Raw genomic sequence first — 24,617 nt, 5'->3', positions numbered from 1 at the left:
ATTAGAGTTATGGTTCAAGAAGTTAGAAGCTTGAGGCAGTTGAGAGAGTTTTTAAACCGTACTTACCGGGAACTCGTGGAGATACGGAGTAGAGCCGAAGAAGGGGGGCTAGTAAGGGATATATACTCGATGGTTAGGCGCGCTAATACTAACGTTCAATTGGTTCTTGGCGAAATCACTGGCAGGATACGCAACGAGCGCTTGAGGGAAGCTCTCGAAGACTTGGTGAGTGAGCTGGACACACTCTATAAGTTGTTAGACGATAGAATATCAGAGGACCCGGCCTTCACTTCTCTGAATTTAAGTGAGAGTAGGGATCTCAGAGACAGTTTTATACTCGCAGCCAAGAACATCATTGACCTCATCGAAGGCTTAATAGACTCGCTAAATATGATTATAGAAGTGCTTAGCGAAGAGACTCAAAATCAAATCTTTTTGGAAACGGAGAGTACGCCCTCCGCGTCTCCCTCTTCAATAACTGTCACCCGTGAAACGGAGACAAAGATCCCGAGTCAGAGCTTCATTGTCTCGGTTGAGTACAGGGGCGAAAGGGCTACAATCTCAGGTGTTGCTTCCTTTCTGCTTGGAAGAGACGGGGACACGAACAGGCTTGTGATCTACGAGCTCGACGCTGATACCTACCAAGGGGTTCTCTCGCTGATACAAGAGCTGAATTCCGCGGCAGGAGAGTTTAAACGCGACGTTGTCGTGAAGCATAAGAAGGGAACACTGTATGTATTCGGAAGTACTGTACCGCGGACCGTGTCGAGGGAGCAGATAGGAGGCCTTCTTAGCGAGATAGACAGTAGCTCAATCCTCCTTTTTGATGTGGGCAAGAACGCAACCGAAATTTCTCACAGCGGTGGGGTTGCTAGATTTCCCGGTCAGCGCTCCGGCAACTACGTTAAAGTTTTCGGAGAAGTAAGGGTAAAAGTGGCTGGCATGGAGGAGCCTATTATTTTGAGGCGTCTGGGGTAGCCCCCTTTCCTAAGTGTACGCTTTCATCGAGTGAGGTTTATAGCATTGTTTATTAGACACCGGTAAAGAACTAATGATTAGATCGTTAGGAAGGTGGTAGGGTTGTCCGCGTGGCTCCCTCTAGGCGCGTTTGCCGCCGGGCTTCTGGTTGGGCGGAAAAAGGGCTCTCGAACTGTTCTGGTCCCGCCTCGGGTTACATTCATACCTTTAGGCCGGGAGGTAGAGAAACCACCCAAACTCGAGGATGTAAGGAAGCAGGTCTATGAGACGGCATTAAAGCAATACGGGCAGGTGGATGCCGCGACGCTGGATGCTGTTGCACGTGAGATCTGGGAGTACTCGATGCTCATGTGGTACAGGGACTACTACATGCAGAGAATAAAGGAGGTGAGTAAGGCTTTCTCGGAAAGGCGCATCTCCAGGGGAACATTCACGATGCTCGTGAACTACTATAAAAGGAGACTCCTTGAGATAGAGCTTAAATCGCATGAGTTGGGTGGCCGGATGTGAGCTTTACTGATAGGCTGAGGAGGTATCTTGAGCTTAAGCGACGCATAAGAGAAGAGCTCGGTTTAATTTTAAAAAGTTCCGTGTACGATCTCGTAGAGATTTTCGCCGAAGAGCCTGAAAAATTAGAAAGGTATCAAACCTCGTGGAAGAAGCTAAAAGAGGAAGTCCCCAGCTCGTCTCTTCATAGGAATCACGAGCAAGAGCTCCTTGCCTTACTCAGGGAGGTTGAGGCCAAACTAAAAAGGGTTGCGCAGCTTTTGGAGGCAAAACCGGAGGTGGAGGTGGGGTACAGTAGCGGAGAGGTGGTCGTTTACCCTGGGGACGAGGCCACACTTCGGGTGCTTGTGAGAAACCCCTACTGGAGGCGGGCGACAGTGGATGTGAGGGTGGAGGCTGGGGGCGGTGTCGAGTTTGATAGAGGCAAAGTCTACGAGGGAAGAGTTGAGCTAGCTCCGGGAGAGGAGAAAAGCCTAACGCTCAAGGTTAAGGGGCTGAGCCCAGGTGTGACCAGCCTCAAAAGCGTCTCCGTGAAAGCTGTTTTCGAGGGTGGTGAGGAATTTTCGAAGAGTTTTGAGGGCGTGAAGATCATTGTGAAGAAACTTCCGGAAATCAAGGTCGAGAGAAAGGTCGAGAGAGGGGCTGTCAATGGAGTGGACGGGTACCGTGTAACTGTGACTGTTGAGAACAGGAGCGACGACTATGTGGAGCTCAGGGCTAGGGAGAGCCTGCCGCAGGATCTGCTTCTCCAACCCGGGGTAGAGGTGGGTTGGCAAGGGCGCTTAGGTCCCGGGGAAAAAGCGACCTATGAGTACTTTCTGAAGGCTCCGCCGGAAGAGCTAGAGCTACCACCCGTGGTGATAGAGGTCCTGTTGGGCACTAGCATCAAGCCCTACCAGTTTGACTCGACGATCGTTAAGCTGAAGCCTCTGAAGCCTGCCGGCGAGGGGAAGCCTACACTCGCTGAGCACGGTAAGGTTGAGGGCAAGGAAGAGGGGGTGGTGGAAGAGAGAGCTTCTCAGCTAGAGTTTTCACCAGAAAACCTCATGTCAGAGCTCGCTAAAGCGGGTGTGAGCGCTTTTCTAGGATACGTCATTGGTTCGGGCTTCGTCCCCGAGATAAAGAGGATGCCGAAGCAGGTGTTTATTCACCAAGATCTACGCTGGAGTACTAGGAAGATAGGCGATGAAGAAGTAACGGTGATATTTGAAGACCCGGAGACCGTTGTCGTCGAGGATCGTGAAGATTTCATCCAGATAAGGCCTGCAACGGTGTCGGAGATCGTAGCGTCCACCACAGCGAAGCTCGCGTGGATCCTCGAGAGAGAGTTCATAAACTGGGTGATAGGCTCCAGTAAAAACCTTGAGGAAATGGGAAGAGTTAAGGTGGAGGAGCCTAAGCCACTCTTCAACCTAAGCGAGTTTAAAAAGGAGCTGGAAAAAACCGGTGTTCCCGTCGACGAGCAGCGGCTTAAAGAGCTCCCCTCTAACTTGTACACAGTTATCACTGTTGGTGGAGGTGTTTTAAGGAAAGCGACTGTGAAGGTATACGTGTTTTCGCTCGCCCGAGTCAGCGAACTCTACAGAAACCTTGTCGACCACAGGCCTCTCTCGCTTGCTGAGGCTCGTGAAATGATAAAGGGGATTAATGTGGAGGATGCGGAGGAAAACATCATAATATTTGCGTCTCCAACAGGCTGGGATTCGCCGTCTACAACAGAGGCTAAGCGAGACCCTAACCCGCACAAGCACACTGTGCTCGTTGACTTGAAGACAGGTGAGCTCTTCTACAATGCTGCAAAGCCTCTCCTTAAAACGCTTGTTGACACTATTTTCACCGGTTTTTCACTCACCGCGGCACCCATCGAATCGGAGGATGTCGACAAGTACGCGTCCCTCTTGCTTAGGGGGGTCATTGATGAGAAGAGCTTCCTTGAGGAAGTTCTGAAGCATGCGAAGACTGCACGGAAAGCAGAGAGTTCAGGGGAAAAAGTGCTTGAGGAAGGTTGAAAGGTACCTTTTGGCCCTCGCTCTGGCAGCGTTCAACGATGCATTGGACATGCTTGCTATCTTTCAGCCGATCGAAACGCTCTTAGACGTAGCCACAGCGTTTGCGATTATGAGGTTGCTACAGGGTAGGTTCAGCCTTTGGAGGCTCTTAATCCTGCTCTTTGACTTACTGCCTTTCTTCGATGTAGTACCTCTCTGGTCGCTGTATGTAGCTTACATTATTATGAGGGATAGGGAGTTTTGGGAGGGGCTTGTTCAGCTCATCGTCAAATAGGCCTTAAGTATTCATCCACGAACCGTTCGTAGAATTCCTCAATGTTGTGGGCTCCGATGTGTGTAGCCTCCTGAAGGTGTTCCAGCGCGTGCTTATTGTTCTCCTCTTCGCTGTCTACGGTTTGCGAGAGAAGCGCTACAATGTCGTAAGGGCTCAGCTTCAGCTCTGGTTTGTTGTAGATAAGCCCGTTTATCATTCTTGTTGCTTTAAGGGACTCTCTGAAGCTCGAGTAGATCTCACCTCTAAAATCCTCATCAGAAAACTCGCGGGCGTTCTCTTCCACTTCCCTGTATAAACTCTTGAGCCTTTCTACCGCCTCATGGTTGAGGGTGAAACTTCGACTGCCTATAGCTACGCTGAGCGCAACGCGATCAGCTATGCCAGTGTAGCCGAGGTTTCGGAGTGTGTTTGTAAACGCTATGTAATCTTTCCCGATGTTCCCGCCGACCTCAAAGAGAATCGAGTACAGCACCAGGAGCCTTGGATCTACGCGAGAGTAAGTTGAGCCTAAGTCATATTTTATCTCAGCAACGATGAAGTTTTGGTTCCAATCTGTGCGAACGCGCGCTTCCTTTACTGGCGTTTTAAAAACTAGGTGCTTAAGCTGCGTCGCGTCGGTCTCTAACACTTCTCCTATAAGCTCGGGGAACTTGTGAAAGTATGCGCGCTCTCTCCTGACATCTACTGCATCGATGAATCTCAAGATGGCTACAAGTTTTCGCATTTCCACGTTCTTTTCCATGCGCTTATCCATCTTTTCCACCTCTCTGACTTTCTCGAGCTCAGTCTTTGAAGAGTGGTACTCGGCTAGCGTGGCTAGAGCTTTTATCAACTCTTCATTAACCTGTCCGATATTTCTACTCAGAATTTCATTCGTGAACCAGGATGAGTTTAAAACTGCTCCGCTTATCCACGAGTGGAGCGCTCTCACAACGCTCTCCGTAGCCAGCTTTAGGGCTTTTACGTGGAGCGGGAAGTCCCCACCACTAATAGGGTAGGGCAGAAATAGATCTTCACGGTAGCATAACCTGCTTTCATCAAGGCAGAATGTTTTTCTAATGTTGCTTTTAAACTCCCACCTCATTTTAGTGAGATTTTTTCTGAAGGACTCTGTAGATGTCTGCTCTACATGTTTTAAGTCCACGTTTATACGGTCGAGCAGTTTTAGGGATGTGCACATGCCGATGTCGTGCAGGTAGCCAGCGATCTTGAAAAGCCTCAGCTCTTCTGAAGTTATGAAAGGGCTGTTTCTAGCATAAGAGGGAGGGGTAAACGAGTGGAATGCCTCAATGTTTTTTGCCACGAATTCCCCATGGTCGGAGCCATGTTCAGCGAAGTGAGGGAAATTCCTCGCGAAAGTGAAATTGCTGCTCTTAGCAATATTTTGGGCAAGACCAACCAAACTCCCGAGGAGCTCAAACAAGGGATCCACATTAAAATACTTAGGTTTTTCAAAATTTATTCTTTTTCTCATGGTTTAAAAAAGCTGTTTATCTGAAAGAAAAGATTTTTCTAAGGCACAGAAGGATGTAACCGCGACTGGGGTAAAATTCACATCCTATTCGTAAATTGCGCTGATATCGGGTATTACCATTCGGAGGCTTCCGATGTATGCTCGTGCTTCCATCTCGAGCACTAAGAGCCCCTCTATACTCTCTGGGAGATTAAAGTTAACTATGTGTTCGGTGAATACATCCTTTTGCTCTGTGGTTGGGAAGATCGCCGAGTAAGCTGTCCACCCTTCCTCGAGAAGAACCGCGCCATCCCTCACGAGGTACAACTTTAGCGAAACGCTCCCCACGAAGTTCGAGGCTGTTACACTGATCTTCCCCTTGGCCCCAACTATCTTCGAGATCCTTACCGGTATACCTCTTTTTGTCCTGAAGGATCTCGGACCCTTGATGCCGTCTAAGTCGTATACAACGTTCGTCATAAAGGGAACGGTAACCATCGTTTTTAAAGTATCAAGGATTTGTATTAAAATCTAGCGGTCTTTACTCTCAGTAGCTAGTACGACCAAGCACTGTTGCTATTTCGCATTATTTTCCCAGCAGTTTCCTTATCTCTTCGCTGATGTACTGCGCGTAAAGCTGGTACTCGTCAGCGGTTATGAGGCCAGCCTGGTAGGCTGTCTGCGCAAGTTGCAACTTGTTGAGAAGCCCCTTTATTTTATCCCTGGTACCGAAGGCTAAGCCTGCCAACGCTCCAACTAGGATTCCTGCACCTGCACCGATGAGAGCTGCCACGAGCTGGGCGTCGAGGTCTTCTCGTGCTGTTTTTGAAGGTCTCTGGGCGATTTTTACCAGTTTTTCGTTAAAGGTGGGTGGAATTTCGGGCACGTCGATCCTGTGCTTCCCAAGCTGCCTTACTGCTTCTCTCAGGTTTATTAAGCCGTGCCCTTGCCTGTACTCTGGAGCGCCAGTGTCTCTGGCAGTCCCGGCGAGCGCGCCGTATACGAGCGGGTACCTCTCGGAGTAGTTGTCTAGGCCGAGTTCCCGGAGCCTATTCAGTAGCACTGCTGCGGCACCGCTCGCATGGGGGGCAGCCATGCTCGTCCCAGCCATAGCCACGTGGTGATCGTCGATGATCCACGCTGAAAGCTTACTCTTATAGTACTCGCTGATCTGCGTTGTGAGGGAAGATATGATGTTGTCCTGAGGCTCAGCATCCTGCGAACCCAGACCACCGGGTGCGGCGATGTTCGGCTTCAGCTCTCCAACCAGCATCTTCAGCTCCTCGCTTCCGCTACCGCTGTAGGGGGCCACCCGCCCGCCTTTGTCGGTAGCGGCCACGGCGATAACTCCTGGAACCAGCGCTGGGAAGTCGATCGTTCCGGGTTCCGGGCCCGCGTTGCCAGCCGCCGCGAAGAGAAGTCTTCCTTTCTTAGCTTCGCTGTTGAGGAACCTGCCCAGCTTGTCAAGGATTACGGGGACATAGTTTGTTGGGAAGCTGATGCCGAAGCTCATGTTGACTACATCAGCTTTAGCCTCGCTGGCAGACCACAGGTATGCGGCTATGATGTCGTCAGAGAAGCCAAAACCGCTACTAGTTAGGGCTTTCGCGTTGATTATTTCGGCCTCGGGCGCAACCCCGCGGTATACTGTGTGGCTGCTGGCTATTATCCCCGCTACGTGCGTGCCGTGCCCGTTATAGTCTGCAGGCGGCTCCGGGGTGAAGCTCTTCTCTTGCACGACCCTGCTACGCAAATCGGGGTGGCTTTTGTCTACTCCGGAGTCTATGACTGCGACTCTCACGCCCTTCCCGGTGAAACCGCTCTCCCAGGTGTAATCACCGCCTATTAGCGGAACCGAGACGTTTAAACTGGCGTAAGCTACAGGTGCTTTCTCTACAGCCTCCACGCTCCGGGGTAAGCTGTCGAGGTAGCTCTTTAGATTTCGGGGAGATAGCAACGCTGACAGCACACCTAGGGGGCCGAAATAGTGTATGGGCCTAAGGTTGAGGCTTTCGGCTAGAGACGGTTTTATCCCGACGGCCTCCGCGATGTCCACTCCTCTTGGCTTCGAGTTGAACGATGTGACGTGGACTTCGCTGGTGATCGCCTTTACGTGAATTAGAACCCGGGAGTAATCGCTTCCACTGGATAGTACATTAGGATCAATAATCATTCTAATTCATCTGAATTCAAGTCTGCTTGATTGTTTAATGAGCTTTTCGCTTAGGGATTTGAGACAAGATTAATATTAGCTGAGAGTTGCTTCGGGAACCTCTTCGACATATTCAATGTTTTCATTCAGAAGAATCCTGACTAAATCCTCCGCTGAAACCTCCGCTGAGGCGGTATTCAGCTCGGGAAAGACGTGCAGATAGTTGACGCCCTCGATGATGCTTACACCTTCTTTAAAGTGTATGAAGATCCGCTTACCTGCCAACGCTTTGATACGCTCTGCGGCTTCCTCAAGAGAGGACACCCTTAGCTTTTCGATTATGCGTTTCTTCCGGACGTCGTCTAATAGTTCTAAAAAGCCAGTTAAGCTCAGGCATATCAGATCTCCTGCCATGCACATCCAAATTCACTCAGCGGGGCTTGAATTTATACCTTCCCGTCTCCTGATAAAAAAGTATATTTAGAAGAGTCAAGAGTATTCTTAGGTGGTCTTTGTGAGCATAAAGCTACTACTAGCTGTCATCTTCCTCATCCTTTCAATTGGTGGCTTATACCCGTGGGTTATCTCTAACTTCGCGGCACCGTTCCCCACTCTCTCGCTTGTGTTTTTGGCTCTTGGCGGCTTTCTCCTAGCGGACTGGCTAAAGCAGAAGGTGACGAGTAGAGCACGGAAGAAGTTTTCTGTTCCGACTCCCTTGGGCAACGTAAAGGTCGACCAAGAGAAGGTTGTTGTGGGGGGGCTAGTTGGGGCGGCTATAGCTGGAACTCTGCTGGCGGCGTACCTTGAGGGGAGGAAGAGAGAGGCCACTGCGGAGGAGCTTCGGAAAATGGAGGAGGAGCTTGAGGAATTGCTCCTCACGGGGAAAATCGACTACAGTAGCTACTCCGAGTTGAAGAAAAAGATAGCCGCTCTGAAGGTAAGGCAAACTCAATAATTTAAGGTCGGTCGCGTCATTACACTCCTAAAAATTTCCAATGAATCTGAGAAATGTTTTTAAGTAAGTTTTTAAAGTAACAATTGGTGCAGATAGTTGAGTAGTGAGGAGATCGACTGGGGGAAGGTAAGTAAGGTTCTTGTTAAAACTCTTGGAACCGAGGCTGCCCGGGGCCTCCTATACGCATTTATGTCGCAGACAGCATACCCGCTTCTGGTCAACGCTGTCGCATCACTAGCAACTCGTGTTCAGAAAGGCGAAATGTCTGAGGAAGAGGCTATCAGGGCGCTCAGGGAGGAGCTGAATAGACTTAAAGCCCAGGGCGCGATCCCTCAGCAACCGCCGCCTTCAAGCGAAGCCGACCTTGAGAGGAAAATAGCTGAGATCCTTGAAAAAAGGTTGCCACAGTTGCAACCTGCTACCCCACAGGCACAGCAAGCCCCGCAGTTAGCAATGCCACAAGCTCCTCAAGCTATGTCTCAACCGCAGGCGCAGCCTCCAGCCCTCATCTCGACGGAGCTTAAGGAGATTGAGGGCGAGCTACAGAACCTCAAAAGCATCCGTGCCGAGATAATGAGGAAGCTTTACACTACAACCGATGAGAAAGAGAGAGATATTCTTTCAAGGAACTTAAACGATGTTGAGAACAAAATCAAAGAGCTGGAATTGAAGAGAGAGAGAATGTACTTAACTATGGCAAGGGCCTGATAAACTCAAGGACTTTGTATTTTACTTAACCTTGACATCGAGAAGTATTGTTAAATGACTAATCTTAAACTTGCATAATAGTAGATATATACTCAGTGTTTATACACAAAAATACGTACAGTATCTATCCTAAAAATCGTTTACTTCGCTTGTTTCGGCTTCATGAAGCCGTTAAGGTAAGAGCCTAGCGCGCCACCAATAGCCATGATAACGGCTCCTTTAATAGCGAGAACTATTGGGATTAGAGCCAATATCGGGATTAAGGATGCGAAGGGGCCTAGATATGGACCGAGTATTGGTAGGAGCAGTATTATTAGAATGCCGAGAGCAAGCCCCCCTAGGAGGCCTGCGATGAAACCGGCGAGTGCTCCTTTCCCGATATCATTGCCAGCTATGAAACCGGTAACTAGTCCAGCTATTAGGTCTCCAATTATCTGTAAATTCCCGAGAATCGATTCGAGAAGCGCGCCGACAAGAATGGCTAACAGCATGCTTCCCATACTATTCATTTATTTATGAAACTTATACTTAAAAAGTTATCGATGCGAGCCTACTTGTGATCCTCAAACTCCTCCGGGGAAAATTCACCCAAAATCTATGGGCTCTTCCTGAACACGAGTACCCTTTTTGAACCTTGTGATAAATACAGAGGTAATCAGTACTATAACGAGTGTTCCCAAACCGCCGAAGATCGTTTCAACACGTTTTCCTTTAACAACGACGATTTCCCAGCTCGTTACCACATCAAAGCTAGCAACACTAACAGTTACATTATGATACGAAGGTATAAGCAAATCTTGGTACAAAAACACAAAATAGGTATCATCATTTGAGCGCGACAAATAGGGTGACCCGGTGAGATTTGACGAACTACTAGGTTTAATGCCGCGAATAATTATTAAGAATGGAAATCCCGTGATCACCTCGGGCGGTTTGGCTATCAGGTTGTAAACCCTAATACCGTCCAGGCAAATTTCAAGTTCACCATTTCCAAGAGATTCGTCAAATAAGCTCTCAAAATCTTTAAGGGTAATCGCGCCCTGCTCGATATCTTTCTCGATACGGGAAGCTCCTGAAGTTTGCAGGTGGGCTAAGCCTAACGGCGTCAGGTTTACATCTACTTAGAGGGTCGTCTACTCCTTCCCGGTGAACTTCTTTTTGAGCTCCTCCTCGAGGGATTCTATTTCTTTCGTCAACTCCTCTATTTTTTCTTCTTTCTTCCTCTCCACGGTGCTTTCACTGGTCTTACTTCTTCTTTTGCTCAGAGGCACGGCCAGAAAAGACACCGCAACAATGAGCGCTACCGCCACCGTTAGCGGCCAGTTGACTTCAGTCCTGTACGCGCTAGACAACACCATAGGACCGTTCACCGCAGGGCTACGCCCGAGGTTCCTCCCGAAAGGGTCTAGATAGCCCTCGAACACCTTTCTCATAAGGCCTCCGAGTATTGGCTCATCTTCCCGCGGGGATATCGCTGACCCTTCGCTCAGGAACTCGCAGTTCCCGTCTACACAGACGTAGTACTCTGGTGACCCGAACTCTGCCTGGAGGATTACCGGGCCGTCTACCTTGAGCGCGAGGATGGGGGTGCTGGGAGGCTGGATGCTACTCCTCAGAACCCTCCAGCCCTGGAACCTGTACCTAGCCTTCCCGTCGGGGCTGTAGTAGTAGCCGTCCTTGAGGCCCTCCAACCCCACCCTTGCTTCATCGCCACTGCGGTACCAGCCTGAGCCGAACACGACCCCAAAGTCGCTCCGCACCTCAACCCTGTACTCCCGCTCATACCTAGCCTCTATGCTGAGGGGTGAGTTGACGGCCTTGGTTATGAGCCCGGAAGTCTCTCCGGTGGACCACCCGAGGAACCTGAGCCTCTCGTAGTCGCTGACCTGTATTGTCTCGTTCGCCCTTAACGTGGCCACAGAGCCCTCGCGGTACCAGCCCGACCCCGAAACACCCCTTGAAGCCTCAGGCGGGCTCGCTACAACGCTCACGTAGTGCTCTGTCACCCTCGTATAGGACGCGGTGATGCTCAAGGGGGTCTGGATCGTAATGTACCTGCTACGCTCGCTGGACCCGTCGCTCCACCCCGTGAAAGCGTAGTAAGTTCTGGTGGTTGACAAGGAGCTCTCAAGTGCCCTCTCCGGCACGGTTACGCTCAGCGTGTCTCCCTCCCTGACCCAAGTAGAGCAGGGCGTTCTGCACGACGCCCCTCCGACGGTGATTTCCACGCCTGAGGGGGAGGTATCGGTGCGCACGAGGAACTCCCTGTAGTAGCGGAACACAGCCTCTCCCCCCGCGCTGGCGGAGATAGTGTCCCGGTCGACGCGGTACCTTGTTTTCTCATCGACGTCTACGACGGGCTGCACGCCGACGCTAACATTCGCGCCGCTGACCCTGAACACCTGGCTGTTCCCCCCGCGGACGTAACCCACCGGCTTGCCGTCGATACTCAGCTGGACGCTGTACGACGAGGGCAGGCCCTCTACCCTCACCGTCACCTTGGGGACGGGCCAGAGGTACACGATGTACCAGGACGGCGCGGCGCTGTAGCTCGGGTTGAGCCAGTGGGCCTCCTGGCTCGTGTAGCGGGTTGGAGTGGGCTCCCACCCGTAGACCGGCTTGTCGGAGTAGACGTGCACCTCGTCGAAGTAGCCGCCGCCTGGCTTGAACACGTCCCTGAACTTCAGGACGCCGTCATCCTCGCTGTAGTAGCTCGACCAGGAGAAGTAGAAGCCCACCGCGACGTAGACCTGCCTCGAGGAGTCGCTGGCCCCGTAGCCGAGAAGCTGAGCCTGGCTGAGGGCGAACATGCCTGTGACCCTGTTTAGGAGGCCGCTGTACCAGTATGAGGGGTCTGGGTCGAAGCACTGGGCGCGAAAAGTAGCCCAGTCCAGGTCGACGGGGGTGAACCACGCTGTAACCTCCGCGTACCTGCTGTCGACGTGGAGTCTGATCTCGTTGCCCCGATAACGGGTAAAGGAGGGGCAGCTTGCCGGCTGGCCCATAGCTGTAACTAGGAGAAAGTGCATAACGAAGAGGAATATGACGAGGATGAGGCGCAAATTTTTTCGCCATGCCTCTGTTAAGGGTCGCAAAAATTGCTATTTAATCTTTCTGGGGCAGGCTGTCTTCGGAATTTGTTTGTGCGCCAGTTGCTTGGACGTGTAATTCCTTTAGGCTTGAGGTCAATACCGGCAGAACGGAGTTGATCTTTCTTACGCCTATCAGTTTCACACCTGCCGACCTTCACAGACTCTCTATCTTTTTTGAAGTAGATTTTAGGATTTAATGAATGAGCTTATATTTGGTAAATTGCCTCTGCTCTGGGGGAGTTCCGGTTTTTGAACTTACTATTTTTGGGGGCGGGGTAATGCTTAAATTTTTATATTGAACTGTAATAAACATGGCGAGGGAGAGCTTAGTTCTCCCTAATTCCCTGCTAGCTTACGAGGACGACGTCGTTGAACGCGCAACCTCTATAATCTCAAACAAGTTCAGAGCTGTTTTAATGGAGTACCGGGAGCTTAAGAGCAGGCTCAGGGACCTGGAGAGGAGGGGGAGAGAGGCGAAGAAGAGGATAAGAGAGATCGACGAGCTGTCTAATCGCTACGTGCAGGAGCTCGCCACGGCGGAGACTTACAGGCTTTTCTCAGGTTTGGTTGGGGCTTTGTTTTTACTGCTGACACTGCTATTCATGGCGAGCAGGGCCGCTGATGTTGGCGTTTTCATGTTCTTGGTTTCATTAATAGCCTTGGTGTATGCATTCTCTCAGCATTCTAGGGTGCTGAGCATCCAAAAAGAGTTAGTGAGGCTGAAGAATGAAAAGGACGCGTTAAGTAAGACTCTGGATAATATTTTCAGAGAGATCGGGGAGCTGGGGAAGAGGATAAGGAGTTTCAGCGTACCGGAGGTTAGGGTTGAGGCTTTCAAGGTTTATGTTCCGGTTGGCGTCTACAGGCTGGAAGACGCGGCTGGGTGTGTTATGGTCGCGCCGTGGTCTGAGGGTGAAAGGGTCAGGCTTTCGTACGTTGCTGATAGAAGCGCGCTGTCAGAGGGTTTTGAAAGGCTTCAGGCGGGTGAGGAAATATACGTAGAGGGGATCTTGCGGGAGAAGGACGCGGGCTACAAGGTGTATAGGGCCCTCTCGGAGATGAAGCTCTGGGAGAAGGTTCTCTCCACAAGGAGCCCCGAGGAGCTTCTCAGGGAGGCCGTGGAGGAGGCTACTACGAGGATGCTTTCGTCGATCGAGGAGGAGGAGGTCTTGCTGGGGCTGGAGGGAGCTGGGGAGGATGTGGCGAAGCTTGTGGATAAGGCTCTGGGGGGTGAGGTTAAGCTTCAACCGGGGCTTCCTGAGGGGAGATTTACTAGAGACGACTTGGATAGAGTTGTCGGGCAATTCGCCGAACTCGAGAGCATTGAAGCTACCGTGAAGACTTTAAGGGACATTTCGCGCTTTATCGAGGAGGCTAGGCAGCTCGAGGAGAGGAGCGACATTTACGCGAGCCTTGTGGAGGAGGCTGTCAAGGAGCTTATCGAGGTCACCGTGCCTATGAGCCCGACGCTGCTCATGTTCTGGCACAACGTGATCTTCTGCCCGAGGTGCGCTGAGACGTACATAGACAGGTACATGGCCGAGCTGGATTTCAGGAGGTGGGTTTTTGCTCGGGTTCTGGGTGGCGTTAACGAGGACCCTGACATTGTTAGCCCGTATCCGGTTGCCGCAGAGGAGGTGGGGAAGAGGTGGTCAGAGCTCGTCGAGAAGAGCTACAGGCTTCTCCCCCTACCTGGCGTCTCCAAGAAAGCCGAGCTCAAGGAAATGGAGGAGGGGTACCGGCAGGGTTTGAGGTACTTTTCGCTGGTGGCGACGGGAGCCGACGAGATGATCGAAGTCCGCAAGGAGTCTCTGTTCGAGGAGCCGACTATCAGGTGCGGTCGGTGCGGCTCGGTTATCCCGCCGGGGGAGGGTATCTACATGAAGAGGCTGCTCCTACCCGTGGTGAAGGGCTACATGGGTCTCCTTAACGAGTACGCAGATAAGATAGAGGACAGGGCCCTGGAGCTCGGCACGAAAGTGGTTGACTCCAGAAGGACGAAGGATGAGAGGAAGACGACTGCGGGTATTTACCAGCAGATGGTTCAGATGTACATTCAGAGGAAGCTCGACGCGGAGGCGGAGGTTAAGAGGCTTGAGAAGTACATTGAAGGTCTCAGAAACACCCTCGTGCCGCTGCTCGGAGCCGAGACTGTCGCAACCCTCACAGGTTTCGACACGAGCGCTATCACGAGGATCCTATCCTCAATAGAGGGGGAGAGGTGAGAAGCCCGTGTCCGAGTCCGAAAGGATAATGCAGGCTATCAACACCATGAGGGCGGAGATAAGGGAGCTGAGGGGCGAGGTCCTCACCTTGGAGAGAGCGCTCACCAGCTACCTTGAGAGGCTCGTAAGCATATCCTCTGCGATGAGCGCCACTTTGGGAAACATACACAGCAGGTTGGAGGAAAACAGGCGTGACGTGGCTATCAGGCTCATCTACTTGAAGGCTATGCTACTTTCGATGGAGTACTTGGAGTCTAGCACCAAGCTGAAGAGCATGGAGGAGTATCTCAAGTACGTGGAGGAGAGGCTTAAGGAGGCTGAGAGCGGCTTCAAAGAGCACTACCTGGAGATTATGAGGGCCTACCTTCAAACCGTGGACAACGTTTTCGACCAGTTCGTCAGTATTTCGCAGGATGAGTTCCGCCTCATGGATATGACTCTGAGCTTGATGGAGGACATCAGGAGCATGTACCAACTGCTAGAGCCAGAGTACGTGGACAAGGATATTGTGAGGCTTGCAGTCGAGACCGATATCTCGAGGAGGATTGAGTCGTTAGAAAAGATCAAAGCGGCGCTGTCGAAGGCAAAGGAAAAACTCTCCGAGGCGAGCACGACGTACGAGAGGGTTAGCGGCCAGCTTCTGAGATTCGCCTTTAAGCCGGTCTCCGTCAAGGAGAGGGAGACTGTGCTGTTTCTCCCCGTTACAAGGGTAAGGGTAACGTTCAAGGGTGAGCGGGAAGAGCCTGTTGTCGAAACCTTCGGGCCTAGGCTTGACGAGAACAAGCCGCTGAGCATCGAGGATAGGCTGGTGAGCTACGTTAGCGGCCGGCTCGAGGGCTTTCCGCTGAAGGTGGATACGGATAAAATCAAGTCGAAGCTGAGCGCGCTGATGTCGGAAGCTAAGGAGCCGGACGAGAAAGGCGTTATCGCTAAAATGGTGGAGGGGGTGAGGTAGATGCCTGGTTTGCTGAAGAGGAGGTTCCCAGAGGAAGAGAAGCTGAAGTACGACTCAACGAGGGATATTGTTCACATCCTTGGGGGATACAGGGGCGCTGAACCCATAGTTGCCGTCAGGAAGATCGTGGCCGACTCAGACATCGTTCAACTCAACGATATGATGGCCTTCGACTCGGTAGAAATAAAGGAGGACAGCATAGTCTCGGGGAACATTCTTTCGGGTGGCTACGTGAGCTTCTCGCTGGCCGACGGGAACACCTTCGTGAACGGCGACGTCGGTGCCATGGCCCGTAGCGAGCAGCCGGAGGGCGCTGGGGTGGTGAGGATAAGGGGTAGCGGCACGTGCGTCGTCTACGGCAACATCCTCGCCCGTGAAGTTCACATCGAGGCACCTTCGCTGATCCTCGGGAACGTAGTAGGTCTCACAAACGTAAGCGTGAACGCGCGCTCGATCATACTCGGTAAGCTCGTAGCGGGCTCCCGGGAGGTGAAGGGAGAGGCCGTGATCAAGGACTCTTCTGTCTTCCAGATCTACGTTCACGGCAACTTAACGCTTGAAGGGAACGTTACGGTCTTCATGCCCCTGATCGCCGCTCGCAACGGGGACATATCGGTCAAGTCGGAAGACGTCCGGGTCATGAGCCTGCCTTGCTACTTCTGCAACGATGCTGAAAACCCCTTTTTGTGCGAGCACTACCTGTCCGGTGCTTGCCCCAGAAGGCAGGCTAACTTAGGCTACGACTACTTGAGCAAAGAGTTCGACTTGCAGCGGGCAAGCGCCGACGGATCCTACTACAGCTATATGAGTTGGTACTGGAGAAGCTCCCCTCTAATGATCGTGCAGAACGTTCTATCCAGCAAGTTACTCTACAAGTCTGCTCACATGAAGTTCGACATTGACATGGCGAAAAAGACCGTGAATGGGCATCCTCTCAGCGAACTCCCCAGGAGGGTGATCGAGGAGCTTGTCTCAGCCGCCAAGGGTGGCGCCGCGGAGTCCATTGAGCAGACCCGCAGCATACTCTTCAGCACGATCGAGGAGTTCTTCCAAAAGAGAGGGATAGAGTACAGGAAGTGCCCCCACTGCGGGGCTCCAAACCCCAAGGCGGAAAAGCTCTGCCTGTACTGCGGTAAACGCTTAGAGTGAGACGATGGAGCCACTAAGGCTGACCGAGTACTCCGTAGCGGAGGCGTACAAGCTTCCCGGGAGGGTAGTCAAGCTCAGGGCGTTGAGCGACACCATCTTTGCGACTGTGCAGAGCGGCGGCAGGCTAATGGTTTTCTCGGCCAACGGGGCTTCCCCTAAGTTGCTCTACGAGGCTGAGGCAGGCTACAAGGCGTCTGGAACCTGTAAAGGAAGCTTTGCTCTCGTCTGCACGTCACGGGAAGGCGACAGGGTTGTGTTCCTGAACCAGGACGGCGTAGTTGCGGAGAGGAGGTTCAGCCAGAAAATAGGTCCCGTCGCGTTTAGCGGAGACCACCTCTTCGTTCTCGCGAGGGCTGGTCTCCTGAAGTCCAGCCTTCTCGCGTTGAACTGCCTCGGGGAGGTTGTGGCTGAAAAGCAGCTCAATGTAGTACCGCAGGAACTAGCTTCAAGCGGAAAACTCGTTTCTCTATCAACGGTTTCCGGGCACATAACTTTCCAGCTAGCGGGGTCCCAGCTGGAGGAGGTGTACCGTGACAGTGAGCCTATAGTAAACGAGCTCCGCCTTTTCCTGTTCGGCGCAGATCTCTTGTCGGTTAGGAGGAGAGAGGTCGCGTCGCTCAGTAGAGGGTGGAGGAGAGAGCTACCGTTCAGCGAGCCGCGAGTTGCCCAGCTGGGCGATGCGATTCTAGTTTGGGAGCCCAAGAGCCCTGATTTGCTGAGCTTAAGCGTGCGCGACGGCGCAGTGGTTTGGACCAGTTCTCTAGTGGACCCCGTAGTGAACGTGCTTACAGGTAATGGGCTCGTTTTTGCCTTCCTGCGGAGGCGGTTCGTCGTGCTTGACGGGCTTGGCCGCCCCCGGGACTTCGCTTACCTCCCAGTCCCCGAAGTCGAGGAGGCAGACTTTCTAGGAGAGAGCCTTGTTTTCTCGCTGGTAGACTGGGTGGGGGTAGCCAGGAAAACCGCCATTAATCCTGAGGTGAAGCTGATGCGCCTGCAGAGAATCGGGGGGAGGCCTTTCCTCGAAGCCAAGATCGTTGTGAATACGCCTTCAGGCAGGGAGAGCTTGGAAAGAGTCACTGTTCTCGCCTCGCGTGAGCGTGAAAGCGTAAGCGCGAGGACGGAGGAGAAGGGATTCCACACGCTTCTTATTCCGATCTCCCCGGGTGAAAACACCCTCCGCGTAACCGTGAAGCAGACGGTTGAATTGATGGGGCAAGAGTTCGCTCTCGAATCCTCTCAGGATCTCAGCGTGAGTGTTCCGGAGAGCTTGGGCGAGATTCCCGAACTCGTAGGAAGAATACTGAACCGTCGATTCGCTATTCACGAGCAACTAGGGCAGGGAGGCTTCGCGGCGACGTATAAAGCTCGCGACATACTATCTGACAGGCTTGTCGCCGTGAAGGTTTTTGATCCCATGTACGGCGACCCAGCCACCTTGGTCACAGAGGCGTACCACGCCGCGAAGACAGCTGAGAAGGTGAACAAAGGCGAGAAGGTCGTCGTGGAGGCGCTCGAGGCCGGGAAGTTCACAGTCTCGAGCGCTGTAACTGGGGAGAGCGAGCGTGAGGTCTTTGCGCTGGTTCAGGAGTACGTTGACGGCGGGAGCCTGAGAGGCTTCATCGAGGGCGGCTATCCCTTAAAGCGCCGCCTGGAGGTCGCTACAAGGGTCGCCCACAAGGTAGCTGTTCTGCACGAGCACGGGGTAGTGCACGGGGACCTGAAGCCAGAAAACGTACTCCTGTACTCGAGCATGGAGCCGGTCCTCGCCGACCTCTATACCGCTGTTATCCTCGATAGGTTTGAAACAGCGAGGAGGCTGCTGAAGTTCGCCTACACGCCCGTTTACGCTCCTCCAGAGCTTATGACACAGGGAGTTTACAGCCGAGAAGGCGACGTTTACTCCTTGGCGGTGACTGCCGTAGAGACCATTACCTCCTCACCTCCGAGCCCTCCCAATATCCCCGTGCCTCTGCTCCGCCAGAATCTCCCCGAGGAAACGGTTATTGCTCTCAAAGAGGCCTTAAACAAGGAGCCGAAAAAGAGGCCGAAAGCCTCGGAATTAGAGGAGGCGTTAGCTAAGGCGTTGAAGCATCATAGTAGCTAGCAAGAGCATCGCTAAGGGTCAAGATGAATTCAAAGAACCGCAGAGACTTAAATGAGTTTAAGTCTTCAATGACAGTAAAGAGGGGTGTGTGAATTAAAAAACGTTTTTACTTAACCCTTATCGTATTTTAACTAGGCATTGGACTGTGAAATACCTGTCGAAGGAGAGCCGTGGCTTGGTTTCTGGTCGATGGAGGCTATCTTCGCACTTAAACGAGGCGCATCAGCTCTGAGCTGTTCGAAAGCCACGTATGCAACCCTCACCTCACCCACACAAACCCCCAATAGCTGGGAACTGAGCCTAAGGTTTTTCGGCTATTTGCCTCTCGACATATACCAAGGCAACCCTTGGATACCACACCTCAGAACAAGCGAGGGGGAACTAGCGCTTCGCTGAGCCGCTACCCGCTAGCCTGCTAGCCCCGGCTCGAGTCCTTTAAAGCTCTAACTCCCAAGTAAGCTTTTTATCCAGAGCTCCTCGAGCGCGGCACAGACGTCAACGCAAGGGGCAAGTTTGGATTTACGCCGCTGCACTTCGCCGCCGCTCATGGCCATGTGGATGTGGCTAGGCTCCTCATCAAGAGTGGCGCAGACGTGAACGCTAGGGACAATGAGGGCAAAACTCCCTTGGACCTCGCTAGGGAGGGGGGTCATAGGGAGGTTGCTGGGCTCCTCGAGTCGGCGGCGAGGCAGGTGCAGCCGGCTGGGCAGCAAGCCGCGGTGCAGCAGGGCCTCATTGCGTCGGTCGAGGCCCCTCCGGCTGGCTGCTGGTGAGTGGGGCTCCCTGAAGGTGTCGCTCAGCGGCAGGGCGAGGCTTCTGCTGGAGGGCGAGGTGGAGTGGCTGGACCCGGGCGAGGCCGAGTGCGTAGCCGAGGTACCCGTTAAGCCGATGAGGGCTGGTAGGGTGCCCGTCGCCCTAGTGGCCAAGTGGGAGGGTGGGGAGGAGAGGAGAGTCATGTGGCTCGAGGTAGCCGAGCGGGCGTAGCGGGAGACGCTCAGCGCCTGCCCTAAATGCGGTGCGCCGGTAGAGCCCTGAGCGATGTACTGCTGGAGGTGAGGGGCCCGTGAAACACTGATAGAGCGGCTACGGAGTTTTGCGGTTGGAGTTAAGCGTTGCTGGAGGCCTCTGCGTGGATCGACCTCGGGCACGAGCACGCCTGGCTCCTGGAGGATTCGCTACCCTTGCCTTAAGCTGGCTTTCAGACGAGAAAAATCTCGGTTTTTCAGGGTGGGGGAGGTGGGGGTGGTGGCTTTACGAGCTGTGCTGCCAGGTCTCCGATGAGGGGGAACTTGTAGAGCTCTCCTTGTAGCGACTTGATGATTCCGACTATGAGGACTATGAGGCTGAGGAGGCTCCACAGGAACCAGAGGAAGGGCAGTGCTAGGGTGAGGATGAATATCGTGATTGATGCGAGGGTTGACTGGGCTGCGTGGAACCTGACGAAGTAGTTTTCGGGCTCGAGGATGAGGAAGATTATTCCGGTTATCGCGCCGAGGAGGTAGCTGAGGGCGGCTTCAGCCTTCTCGTCTAGCCCTAGCTTGGTCGGAGCCATGATGAATCTTCACACTCGCTCTATATATGCTTTTATCTGCTTTAGGGCTTTCAGTAAAGGTGAAAGAGTTTTAGTAGCTCCTCGCTCACGGCTTGTCGCGTGTAGACTCCTTTCACGGCCCCATCGAAGAGCAGCACGGTCTTGTCGGAGAGCTCCGCGACCTCCTGGGGGGAGTGGGAGACGATGACCGCTACGATGCTCCGCGATTTAACGTACTCCCTTATCAGCGCCCTCACCTTGGAGGCGTTTGAGGGGTCTAGGTGGCTCGTCGGCTCGTCGAGCAGGAGCAGGTCTGGCTCAAGCGCCAGCGCCCTCGCTATGGCGAGGAGCTGCCGCTGCCCCCCGGAGAGCCTCTGGGCGGGCTTGTCCTCGAGCTCAGTGAGGCCTAGGAGGTCTAGGTACTTCTTCGCCCTCTTCGAGGCCTCGGGGCCTGGGACGCCGCTTGCCCTCAGGGGTAGGTATACGTTTCCGTAGACGCTTGCGGTTAGGGCGACTGGCCTCTGGGGCATGTAGGCTATCCTGGCGGCGCGCTCCCTGACTTTGAGCGAGAGGTCTTCGCCGTCGAGGAGGATCCTCCCGGAGTCCGGCTTCTCGAGGAGGGCGAGTATGCGGAGGAGGGTGGTCTTTCCAGAGCCGTTGGGGCCTATGAGGCACGTCACCTGCCCCCTCTCGGCGATCAGGCTCACGCTCTTGAGCACGGGTCTTCCATCGTAGCTCTTCGACACCTCTTGTGCTTCAAGCGGCACTCTTCCCCACCCTGATCTTCAGGATGATCACGGCGGTGTTGACGGCGAGGTAGACGAGGGCGAGGACCGCGCCGAGAGCGATCGCGGTGTCGAACTCGCCGGCGTTCGTGTAGTAGACGATGGCCGTTGTGAGGACCCGTGTCTGGTACCTTATGTTTCCCCCGACGATGATAACAGCTCCCACCTCCGATATCGCCCGGCCCAGCGCAGCGAGGACCGCGCCCAGGAGGTTGACGCGGGACTCGTTCAGGAGGAGTAGCGCCTCGTACAGGGCGCTGGCCCTCAGCGAGCGCACGAGCTCCCTAAGGTCCCTGGGCAACGACTCGACCGCTGTGATGGTGAGGCCTGTGGTTATCGGGAGGGTCAGGAGGAACTGGGCGACGATCATGGCCTCGGGGGTGAAGAGGAGGCCTGTCCAGCCGAGGGGGCCTTGGCGGGAGAGGAGGAGGTAGAGGAGGAGGCCCAGGAGAACGGGGGGCGTGCCCATCAGCGTGTTTATCACGGTGACTGCGACGTGCTTGCCCCTAAACTCCCTACTGGCGATGAATGCTCCCAGAGGGAGCCCGAAGGCTGAGGATAGGGCTACGGCCGTCGCCGAGACACGTAAAGATAGAAGGGTTATCGAGACTACCTCGCTCAGCGTCGCGTCGATCACTACGAACCGCCCTCCTGGTATCGTAGGGGGGTGCACGGAAAAAAGCTTTGGGGGGGGTAGGCTCCGTGAGAGGGTTCACGGGTCCTTTTGCAACTGCTCCCTCCACCAGGCGATCTGCTCTTCCTCGTATGGGTCAACGATGCCGAGCTTGGAGACGTTGCCGAAGCATGTGTTAAACAGCTTAGCGCCGCCCTTAGTGTAGCTACCTATTAAGGCTTGCCCTCTGGGGGAGATAAGGAACTTCACGAACTTGTAAGCCGCGTCGTAGTGAACCCACGGGAAGCGGGTGCTGTTGACGAGGGTTGCCCTGTATATGTTTAGGAGAGCGGGGTCTCCTTGGAAGAGCACCGCGAGTGAGAGCTTGTCCTTGAATGCCAAGTAGGTGCTCCTGTCGCTGAGCGTGTAGGCGTTCCTCAGCTGGTCGGTGACCATGAGCGTCTGCGCCATGCCCTGCCCGGTCTCCTTGTACCAGGGGCGGCCGGTGGCGTTCACTCCCGCCTGTTCCCAGAGCCTCAGCTCCCTGAGGTTCGTCCCGGACTTGTCACCCCTCGACACGAAAACTGCCCTGCCCTGCTCCCCTGCCAGCGCTATCAGCCTGAAGGCCTCCGCGGCGCTCTTGGCGTCCTTGATCCCGGCTGGGTCGTCAGGGGGGCCTAGGATCACGAAGTCGTTGTAGGCGAAGGAGATACCGTGGACGCCGTAACCCTGCTTTATGAACTGCTCCTCGGACGGTCTGTCGTGCGTTATGACCATGTCGGCGTCCCCCCTCATCGCTATCTGCAGCGCTTGGCCGGTGCCGACTGCGACCCAGGTGACGTTGATGTCAGGGTAAGTGGACTCGAACCCCTTCTTCAGGACGTCGAGGAGACCTGTCGCGTCGACGCTCGTGGTGGTTGCGATCCGGAGCACTGTCTTCTGCTTTGCCTGAGGCTGGTTGGTGAAGTAGAAGTACGCGGCCCCGACTAAAGCGAGAGCCACCAGCAAGAAGGCGACTAGATTGAACCTCTTTGCTCCAGCATGCTTCATAATCTTACCGCTATGATTTTTATCATAGCGTATATATGCTTTTTCATTATAACCATTTTCGGTGAAAATATTTTATAGGTCGGTAGATTTGAGCCTTCGTGTCCAACACGCCTGAAACTGTCAGCGACACGCTGCTTTGCGAGGGCAGGAGGGTGAGGCTTTACCGACGCGAGGTCAGGGTCGGCGGTAGGACGTACGTGAGGGACGTGGTGGCGTTCGGCCAGGCGGTGGTGATCATACCGGTTAGGGGCGAGGATATGCTCGTGTTCGTCGAGCAGTGGCGGGCTCCCCTCCAGAGGTGGATCGTGGAGCTCCCCGCCGGGAGGCTGGAGGCCGGCGAGAGCCCTCTTGAGGCGGCTAAGAGGGAGCTGGAGGAGGAGACGGGCTACAGGGCTGGGGAGTGGAGGTACCTGGGCGGCTTCAGCGTGGCTCCGGGCTACAGCGACGAGGTGCTACACTTCTTCCTTGCAGGCAGGCTCGAGCACGCGGAGGCCCACCCGGAGCCCGGGGAGGTTCTCAGAGTGGTGGAGATGAGCCCCCAGGAGTACCTGAGGCGGGTGGGCGGCGGCTTCGGGGACCTCAAGACGGTTGCAGGCGTGCTCCTCTATCTTTCTGCTAGGGAGCGTGGGGGGCTGTGGGGCTGAAGAGAACCGGGCTGCTGTTCTACCTCGAGAAGCTGTACAGCGTCCTGGTGGGCGCGGGCTTCGTACTCGTTATTACGCGTAACCTCAGGCCGAGCGAGTTCGGGGCCTGGAGCGTGGTTTCGTCAGTGCTCTCCTACGCCAGCATGGCTACGGTAGTCAACTACTGGGTTACGAGGTTCAGGGCCAGGGGGGTGCTTGAGAGCCTCACAACAGGGCTCACCCTCTCGTCGGCGTTCTCGCTCCTCTCTATGGCCCTGCTGTGGGCTCTCTCGGGGGCGATCAGCAGCTCATTCGGCGTCCCCTACGAGGCCGTGCTGCTGTCTATCGCGTACCTCCCCTTCCTCTACCTCAACGGCGCGATGTACTCTGCGCTCTACGCCGTAAACCCCCCTCTGGCGGCTGTGTCGGAGTTCGTGTTCGAGACGGTGAAGCTCCTGGCAGCCCTCTTCTTCGCCACCACAGCCAGGGTAACGCTGATCACGGCGATGCTCTCCGTCCTAGCCGGGCACGCTGGCCAGACGGCTTTACTGGTCGCCTTCACAAGGAGAGACCTCGCGCGGAGGCCGAGCCTCGAGATCGCCAAGAGGATCCTGGCTTACTCGTGGGTGAACGCCCTGGGGCTGCCGGCATCGATCGTGGCGATGGCGGACGTGCCCCTGATCTCCCACTTCGCTTCTAACAGGGCTGTGGCCTACTACACCGTTGTCCTGACGTTCTCGAACCTCGTCAGCTACTCCTCTACTCTTGGCCGCGGGCTGTACCCCAGCCTTCTCCAGTCGCACGAGAACGCGGGGGAGAGGGTGGAGGAGGTCCTCAGGTTCACCCTGCTGCTGGGAGTCCCGACGGCTTTCGGGGCCATCGCGCTGGCGCCGAACCTCCTCTACCTGCTTAACCCGGACTACGCTGTCGCCGGCCCGGCTCTCGTGGCGGCGTCCCTGGCCTCGCTCGTTGGCGTCGTCAACGGCCTTTTGGCGGATGCGCTTCAAGGAATGGAGAGGCGCGACGTCGAGCTACTGGACCCGGCTGCGCTCCGCGGGACCTACATCTTCAGGACGGTCGTGGTTGGGCTTGTCAGGTCGGTTCTCGGCGTCTCGGGTGTCCTGGTGGCGCTTTTCCTCACGAGGGGGGAGGTTGAGGTTGCGGCTTGGGCTCGCGCGTCGTGGCTCGCCGCCGAGGCCGCGGCGTTCCTCATGCTCTACTCTCTCGCCAGGGGTAAGGTCAGCCTCCGCCGCGTCGCCGGCTCAGCGACAAGATACGCTGCCGCATCCGTCCCGATGTGCCTGACCGCCGTGTACATCAACCCGTGGAGGATCAGGGAGGCTTTCCTCGCCGTTCTAGCGGGGGGCGCTGTCTACTTCACCGTCCTCTACCTCATAGACGGCTGGTTCAGGAGACTCGCGAAGACCGCCCTCGGGGTCCTTGCTCGCCGCTAG

Annotated in this window: 24 protein-coding genes; 14 read left to right on the top strand and 10 right to left on the bottom strand. The window is 54.5% G+C overall.

The window, feature by feature from the left end; translation table 11 throughout:
• Positions 1-9: 9 nt before the first annotated feature.
• The 4 genes from MOV14_RS09835 (at position 10) to MOV14_RS09820 (ending at position 3,768) form a co-directional block, all read left to right on the top strand.
• Positions 10-978 (top strand): hypothetical protein, encoded by a 969-nt coding sequence (locus MOV14_RS09835; protein WP_318537157.1) that lies wholly within the window; start codon positions 10-12, stop codon positions 976-978.
• Positions 979-1,080: 102 nt separating this feature from the next.
• Complete coding sequence (locus MOV14_RS09830) at positions 1,081-1,488, top strand: hypothetical protein (protein WP_318537156.1); 408 nt, start codon at positions 1,081-1,083, stop codon at positions 1,486-1,488.
• Positions 1,485-3,494, top strand: coding sequence for a COG1470 family protein (locus MOV14_RS09825; RefSeq protein ID WP_318537155.1), 2,010 nt, complete (start codon positions 1,485-1,487; stop codon positions 3,492-3,494). Before MOV14_RS09830 ends, MOV14_RS09825 begins: the two co-directional genes overlap by 4 nt.
• Entirely contained in the window at positions 3,481-3,768 is a 288-nt protein-coding gene (locus MOV14_RS09820; protein ID WP_318537154.1) for a hypothetical protein, read from the top strand. Before MOV14_RS09825 ends, MOV14_RS09820 begins: the two co-directional genes overlap by 14 nt.
• Here the strand turns inward: MOV14_RS09820 and MOV14_RS09815 are convergent.
• From MOV14_RS09815 to MOV14_RS09800, 4 genes are all read right to left on the bottom strand, one after another.
• Entirely contained in the window at positions 3,761-5,242 is a 1,482-nt protein-coding gene (locus MOV14_RS09815; RefSeq protein ID WP_318537153.1) for an HD domain-containing protein, read from the bottom strand. The two genes, MOV14_RS09820 and MOV14_RS09815, sit on opposite strands and share 8 nt — an antisense overlap.
• Positions 5,243-5,326: 84 nt before the next feature.
• Positions 5,327-5,701: a hypothetical protein gene (locus MOV14_RS09810; RefSeq protein WP_318537152.1), complete on the bottom strand. Its 375-nt coding sequence runs from the start codon at positions 5,699-5,701 to the stop codon at positions 5,327-5,329.
• Between the two features lie 106 nt (positions 5,702-5,807).
• A complete protein-coding gene (locus tag MOV14_RS09805) occupies positions 5,808-7,394 on the bottom strand; it encodes a S8 family peptidase (protein ID WP_318537151.1) in 1,587 nt (528 codons plus the stop codon).
• A 75-nt stretch (positions 7,395-7,469) separates the two neighbouring features.
• Positions 7,470-7,787, bottom strand: a complete 318-nt coding sequence (locus MOV14_RS09800) for a hypothetical protein (protein ID WP_318537150.1) — start codon at positions 7,785-7,787, stop codon at positions 7,470-7,472.
• 100 nt (positions 7,788-7,887) lie between these two features.
• On the opposite strand from MOV14_RS09800, the gene MOV14_RS09795 reads away from it, so the two are divergent.
• A complete protein-coding gene (locus MOV14_RS09795; protein ID WP_318537149.1) occupies positions 7,888-8,328 on the top strand; it encodes a hypothetical protein in 441 nt (146 codons plus the stop codon).
• Between the two features lie 96 nt (positions 8,329-8,424).
• Positions 8,425-9,036 (top strand): hypothetical protein, encoded by a 612-nt coding sequence (locus MOV14_RS09790; protein ID WP_318537148.1) that lies wholly within the window; start codon positions 8,425-8,427, stop codon positions 9,034-9,036.
• Between the two features lie 140 nt (positions 9,037-9,176).
• Here the strand turns inward: MOV14_RS09790 and MOV14_RS09785 are convergent, their stop codons facing one another.
• Both MOV14_RS09785 and MOV14_RS09780 read right to left on the bottom strand, forming a co-directional pair.
• Positions 9,177-9,536, bottom strand: coding sequence for a DUF5518 domain-containing protein (locus MOV14_RS09785; RefSeq protein ID WP_318537147.1), 360 nt, complete (start codon positions 9,534-9,536; stop codon positions 9,177-9,179).
• A gap of 633 nt (positions 9,537-10,169) precedes the next feature.
• Positions 10,170-12,098, bottom strand: coding sequence for a hypothetical protein (locus MOV14_RS09780; protein ID WP_318537146.1), 1,929 nt, complete (start codon positions 12,096-12,098; stop codon positions 10,170-10,172).
• A gap of 341 nt (positions 12,099-12,439) precedes the next feature.
• On the opposite strand from MOV14_RS09780, the gene MOV14_RS09775 reads away from it, so the two are divergent.
• From MOV14_RS09775 to MOV14_RS09750, 6 genes are all read left to right on the top strand, one after another.
• On the top strand, positions 12,440-14,353 hold the full coding sequence (locus tag MOV14_RS09775) for a hypothetical protein (RefSeq protein WP_318537145.1): 1,914 nt from the start codon (positions 12,440-12,442) through the stop codon (positions 14,351-14,353).
• Between the two features lie 7 nt (positions 14,354-14,360).
• The gene (locus MOV14_RS09770; RefSeq protein ID WP_318537144.1) at positions 14,361-15,308 is read left to right on the top strand and encodes a cullin; all 948 of its coding nucleotides are present in this window, start codon (positions 14,361-14,363) and stop codon (positions 15,306-15,308) included.
• Positions 15,309-16,457, top strand: coding sequence for a zinc ribbon domain-containing protein (locus tag MOV14_RS09765; RefSeq protein WP_318537143.1), 1,149 nt, complete (start codon positions 15,309-15,311; stop codon positions 16,455-16,457).
• 4 nt (positions 16,458-16,461) lie between these two features.
• Complete coding sequence (locus MOV14_RS09760) at positions 16,462-18,561, top strand: protein kinase domain-containing protein (protein ID WP_318537142.1); 2,100 nt, start codon at positions 16,462-16,464, stop codon at positions 18,559-18,561.
• Between the two features lie 527 nt (positions 18,562-19,088).
• Complete coding sequence (locus MOV14_RS09755; protein WP_318538161.1) at positions 19,089-19,334, top strand: ankyrin repeat domain-containing protein; 246 nt, start codon at positions 19,089-19,091, stop codon at positions 19,332-19,334.
• Positions 19,297-19,545, top strand: a complete 249-nt coding sequence (locus MOV14_RS09750) for a hypothetical protein (RefSeq protein ID WP_318537141.1) — start codon at positions 19,297-19,299, stop codon at positions 19,543-19,545. Before MOV14_RS09755 ends, MOV14_RS09750 begins: the two co-directional genes overlap by 38 nt.
• Positions 19,546-19,783: 238 nt before the next feature.
• Here the strand turns inward: MOV14_RS09750 and MOV14_RS09745 are convergent, their stop codons facing one another.
• The 4 genes from MOV14_RS09745 to MOV14_RS09730 form a co-directional block, all read right to left on the bottom strand.
• Positions 19,784-20,113 carry a DUF4870 domain-containing protein gene (locus MOV14_RS09745; protein ID WP_318537140.1) on the bottom strand — a complete coding sequence of 110 codons (330 nt, stop codon included), beginning with the start codon at positions 20,111-20,113 and terminating at the stop codon, positions 19,784-19,786.
• Positions 20,114-20,163: 50 nt separating this feature from the next.
• Positions 20,164-20,859, bottom strand: a complete 696-nt coding sequence (locus MOV14_RS09740; protein WP_318537139.1) for an ABC transporter ATP-binding protein — start codon at positions 20,857-20,859, stop codon at positions 20,164-20,166.
• Positions 20,849-21,514 carry an ABC transporter permease gene (locus MOV14_RS09735; RefSeq protein WP_318537138.1) on the bottom strand — a complete coding sequence of 222 codons (666 nt, stop codon included), beginning with the start codon at positions 21,512-21,514 and terminating at the stop codon, positions 20,849-20,851. Before MOV14_RS09735 ends, MOV14_RS09740 begins: the two co-directional genes overlap by 11 nt.
• Before the next feature lie 75 nt (positions 21,515-21,589).
• Positions 21,590-22,540, bottom strand: a complete 951-nt coding sequence (locus MOV14_RS09730) for a substrate-binding domain-containing protein (protein WP_318537137.1) — start codon at positions 22,538-22,540, stop codon at positions 21,590-21,592.
• Between the two features lie 98 nt (positions 22,541-22,638).
• On the opposite strand from MOV14_RS09730, the gene MOV14_RS09725 reads away from it, so the two are divergent.
• Positions 22,639-23,184: an NUDIX hydrolase gene (locus MOV14_RS09725; RefSeq protein WP_318537136.1), complete on the top strand. Its 546-nt coding sequence runs from the start codon at positions 22,639-22,641 to the stop codon at positions 23,182-23,184.
• Positions 23,175-24,617 (top strand): hypothetical protein, encoded by a 1,443-nt coding sequence (locus tag MOV14_RS09720; protein ID WP_318537135.1) that lies wholly within the window; start codon positions 23,175-23,177, stop codon positions 24,615-24,617. Before MOV14_RS09725 ends, MOV14_RS09720 begins: the two co-directional genes overlap by 10 nt.

The organism is Infirmifilum sp. NZ, assembly GCF_022693705.1.
Taxonomy (GTDB): domain Archaea; phylum Thermoproteota; class Thermoprotei; order Thermofilales; family Thermofilaceae; genus Thermofilum.
This window is presented reverse-complemented; position numbering and strand designations above follow the sequence as displayed.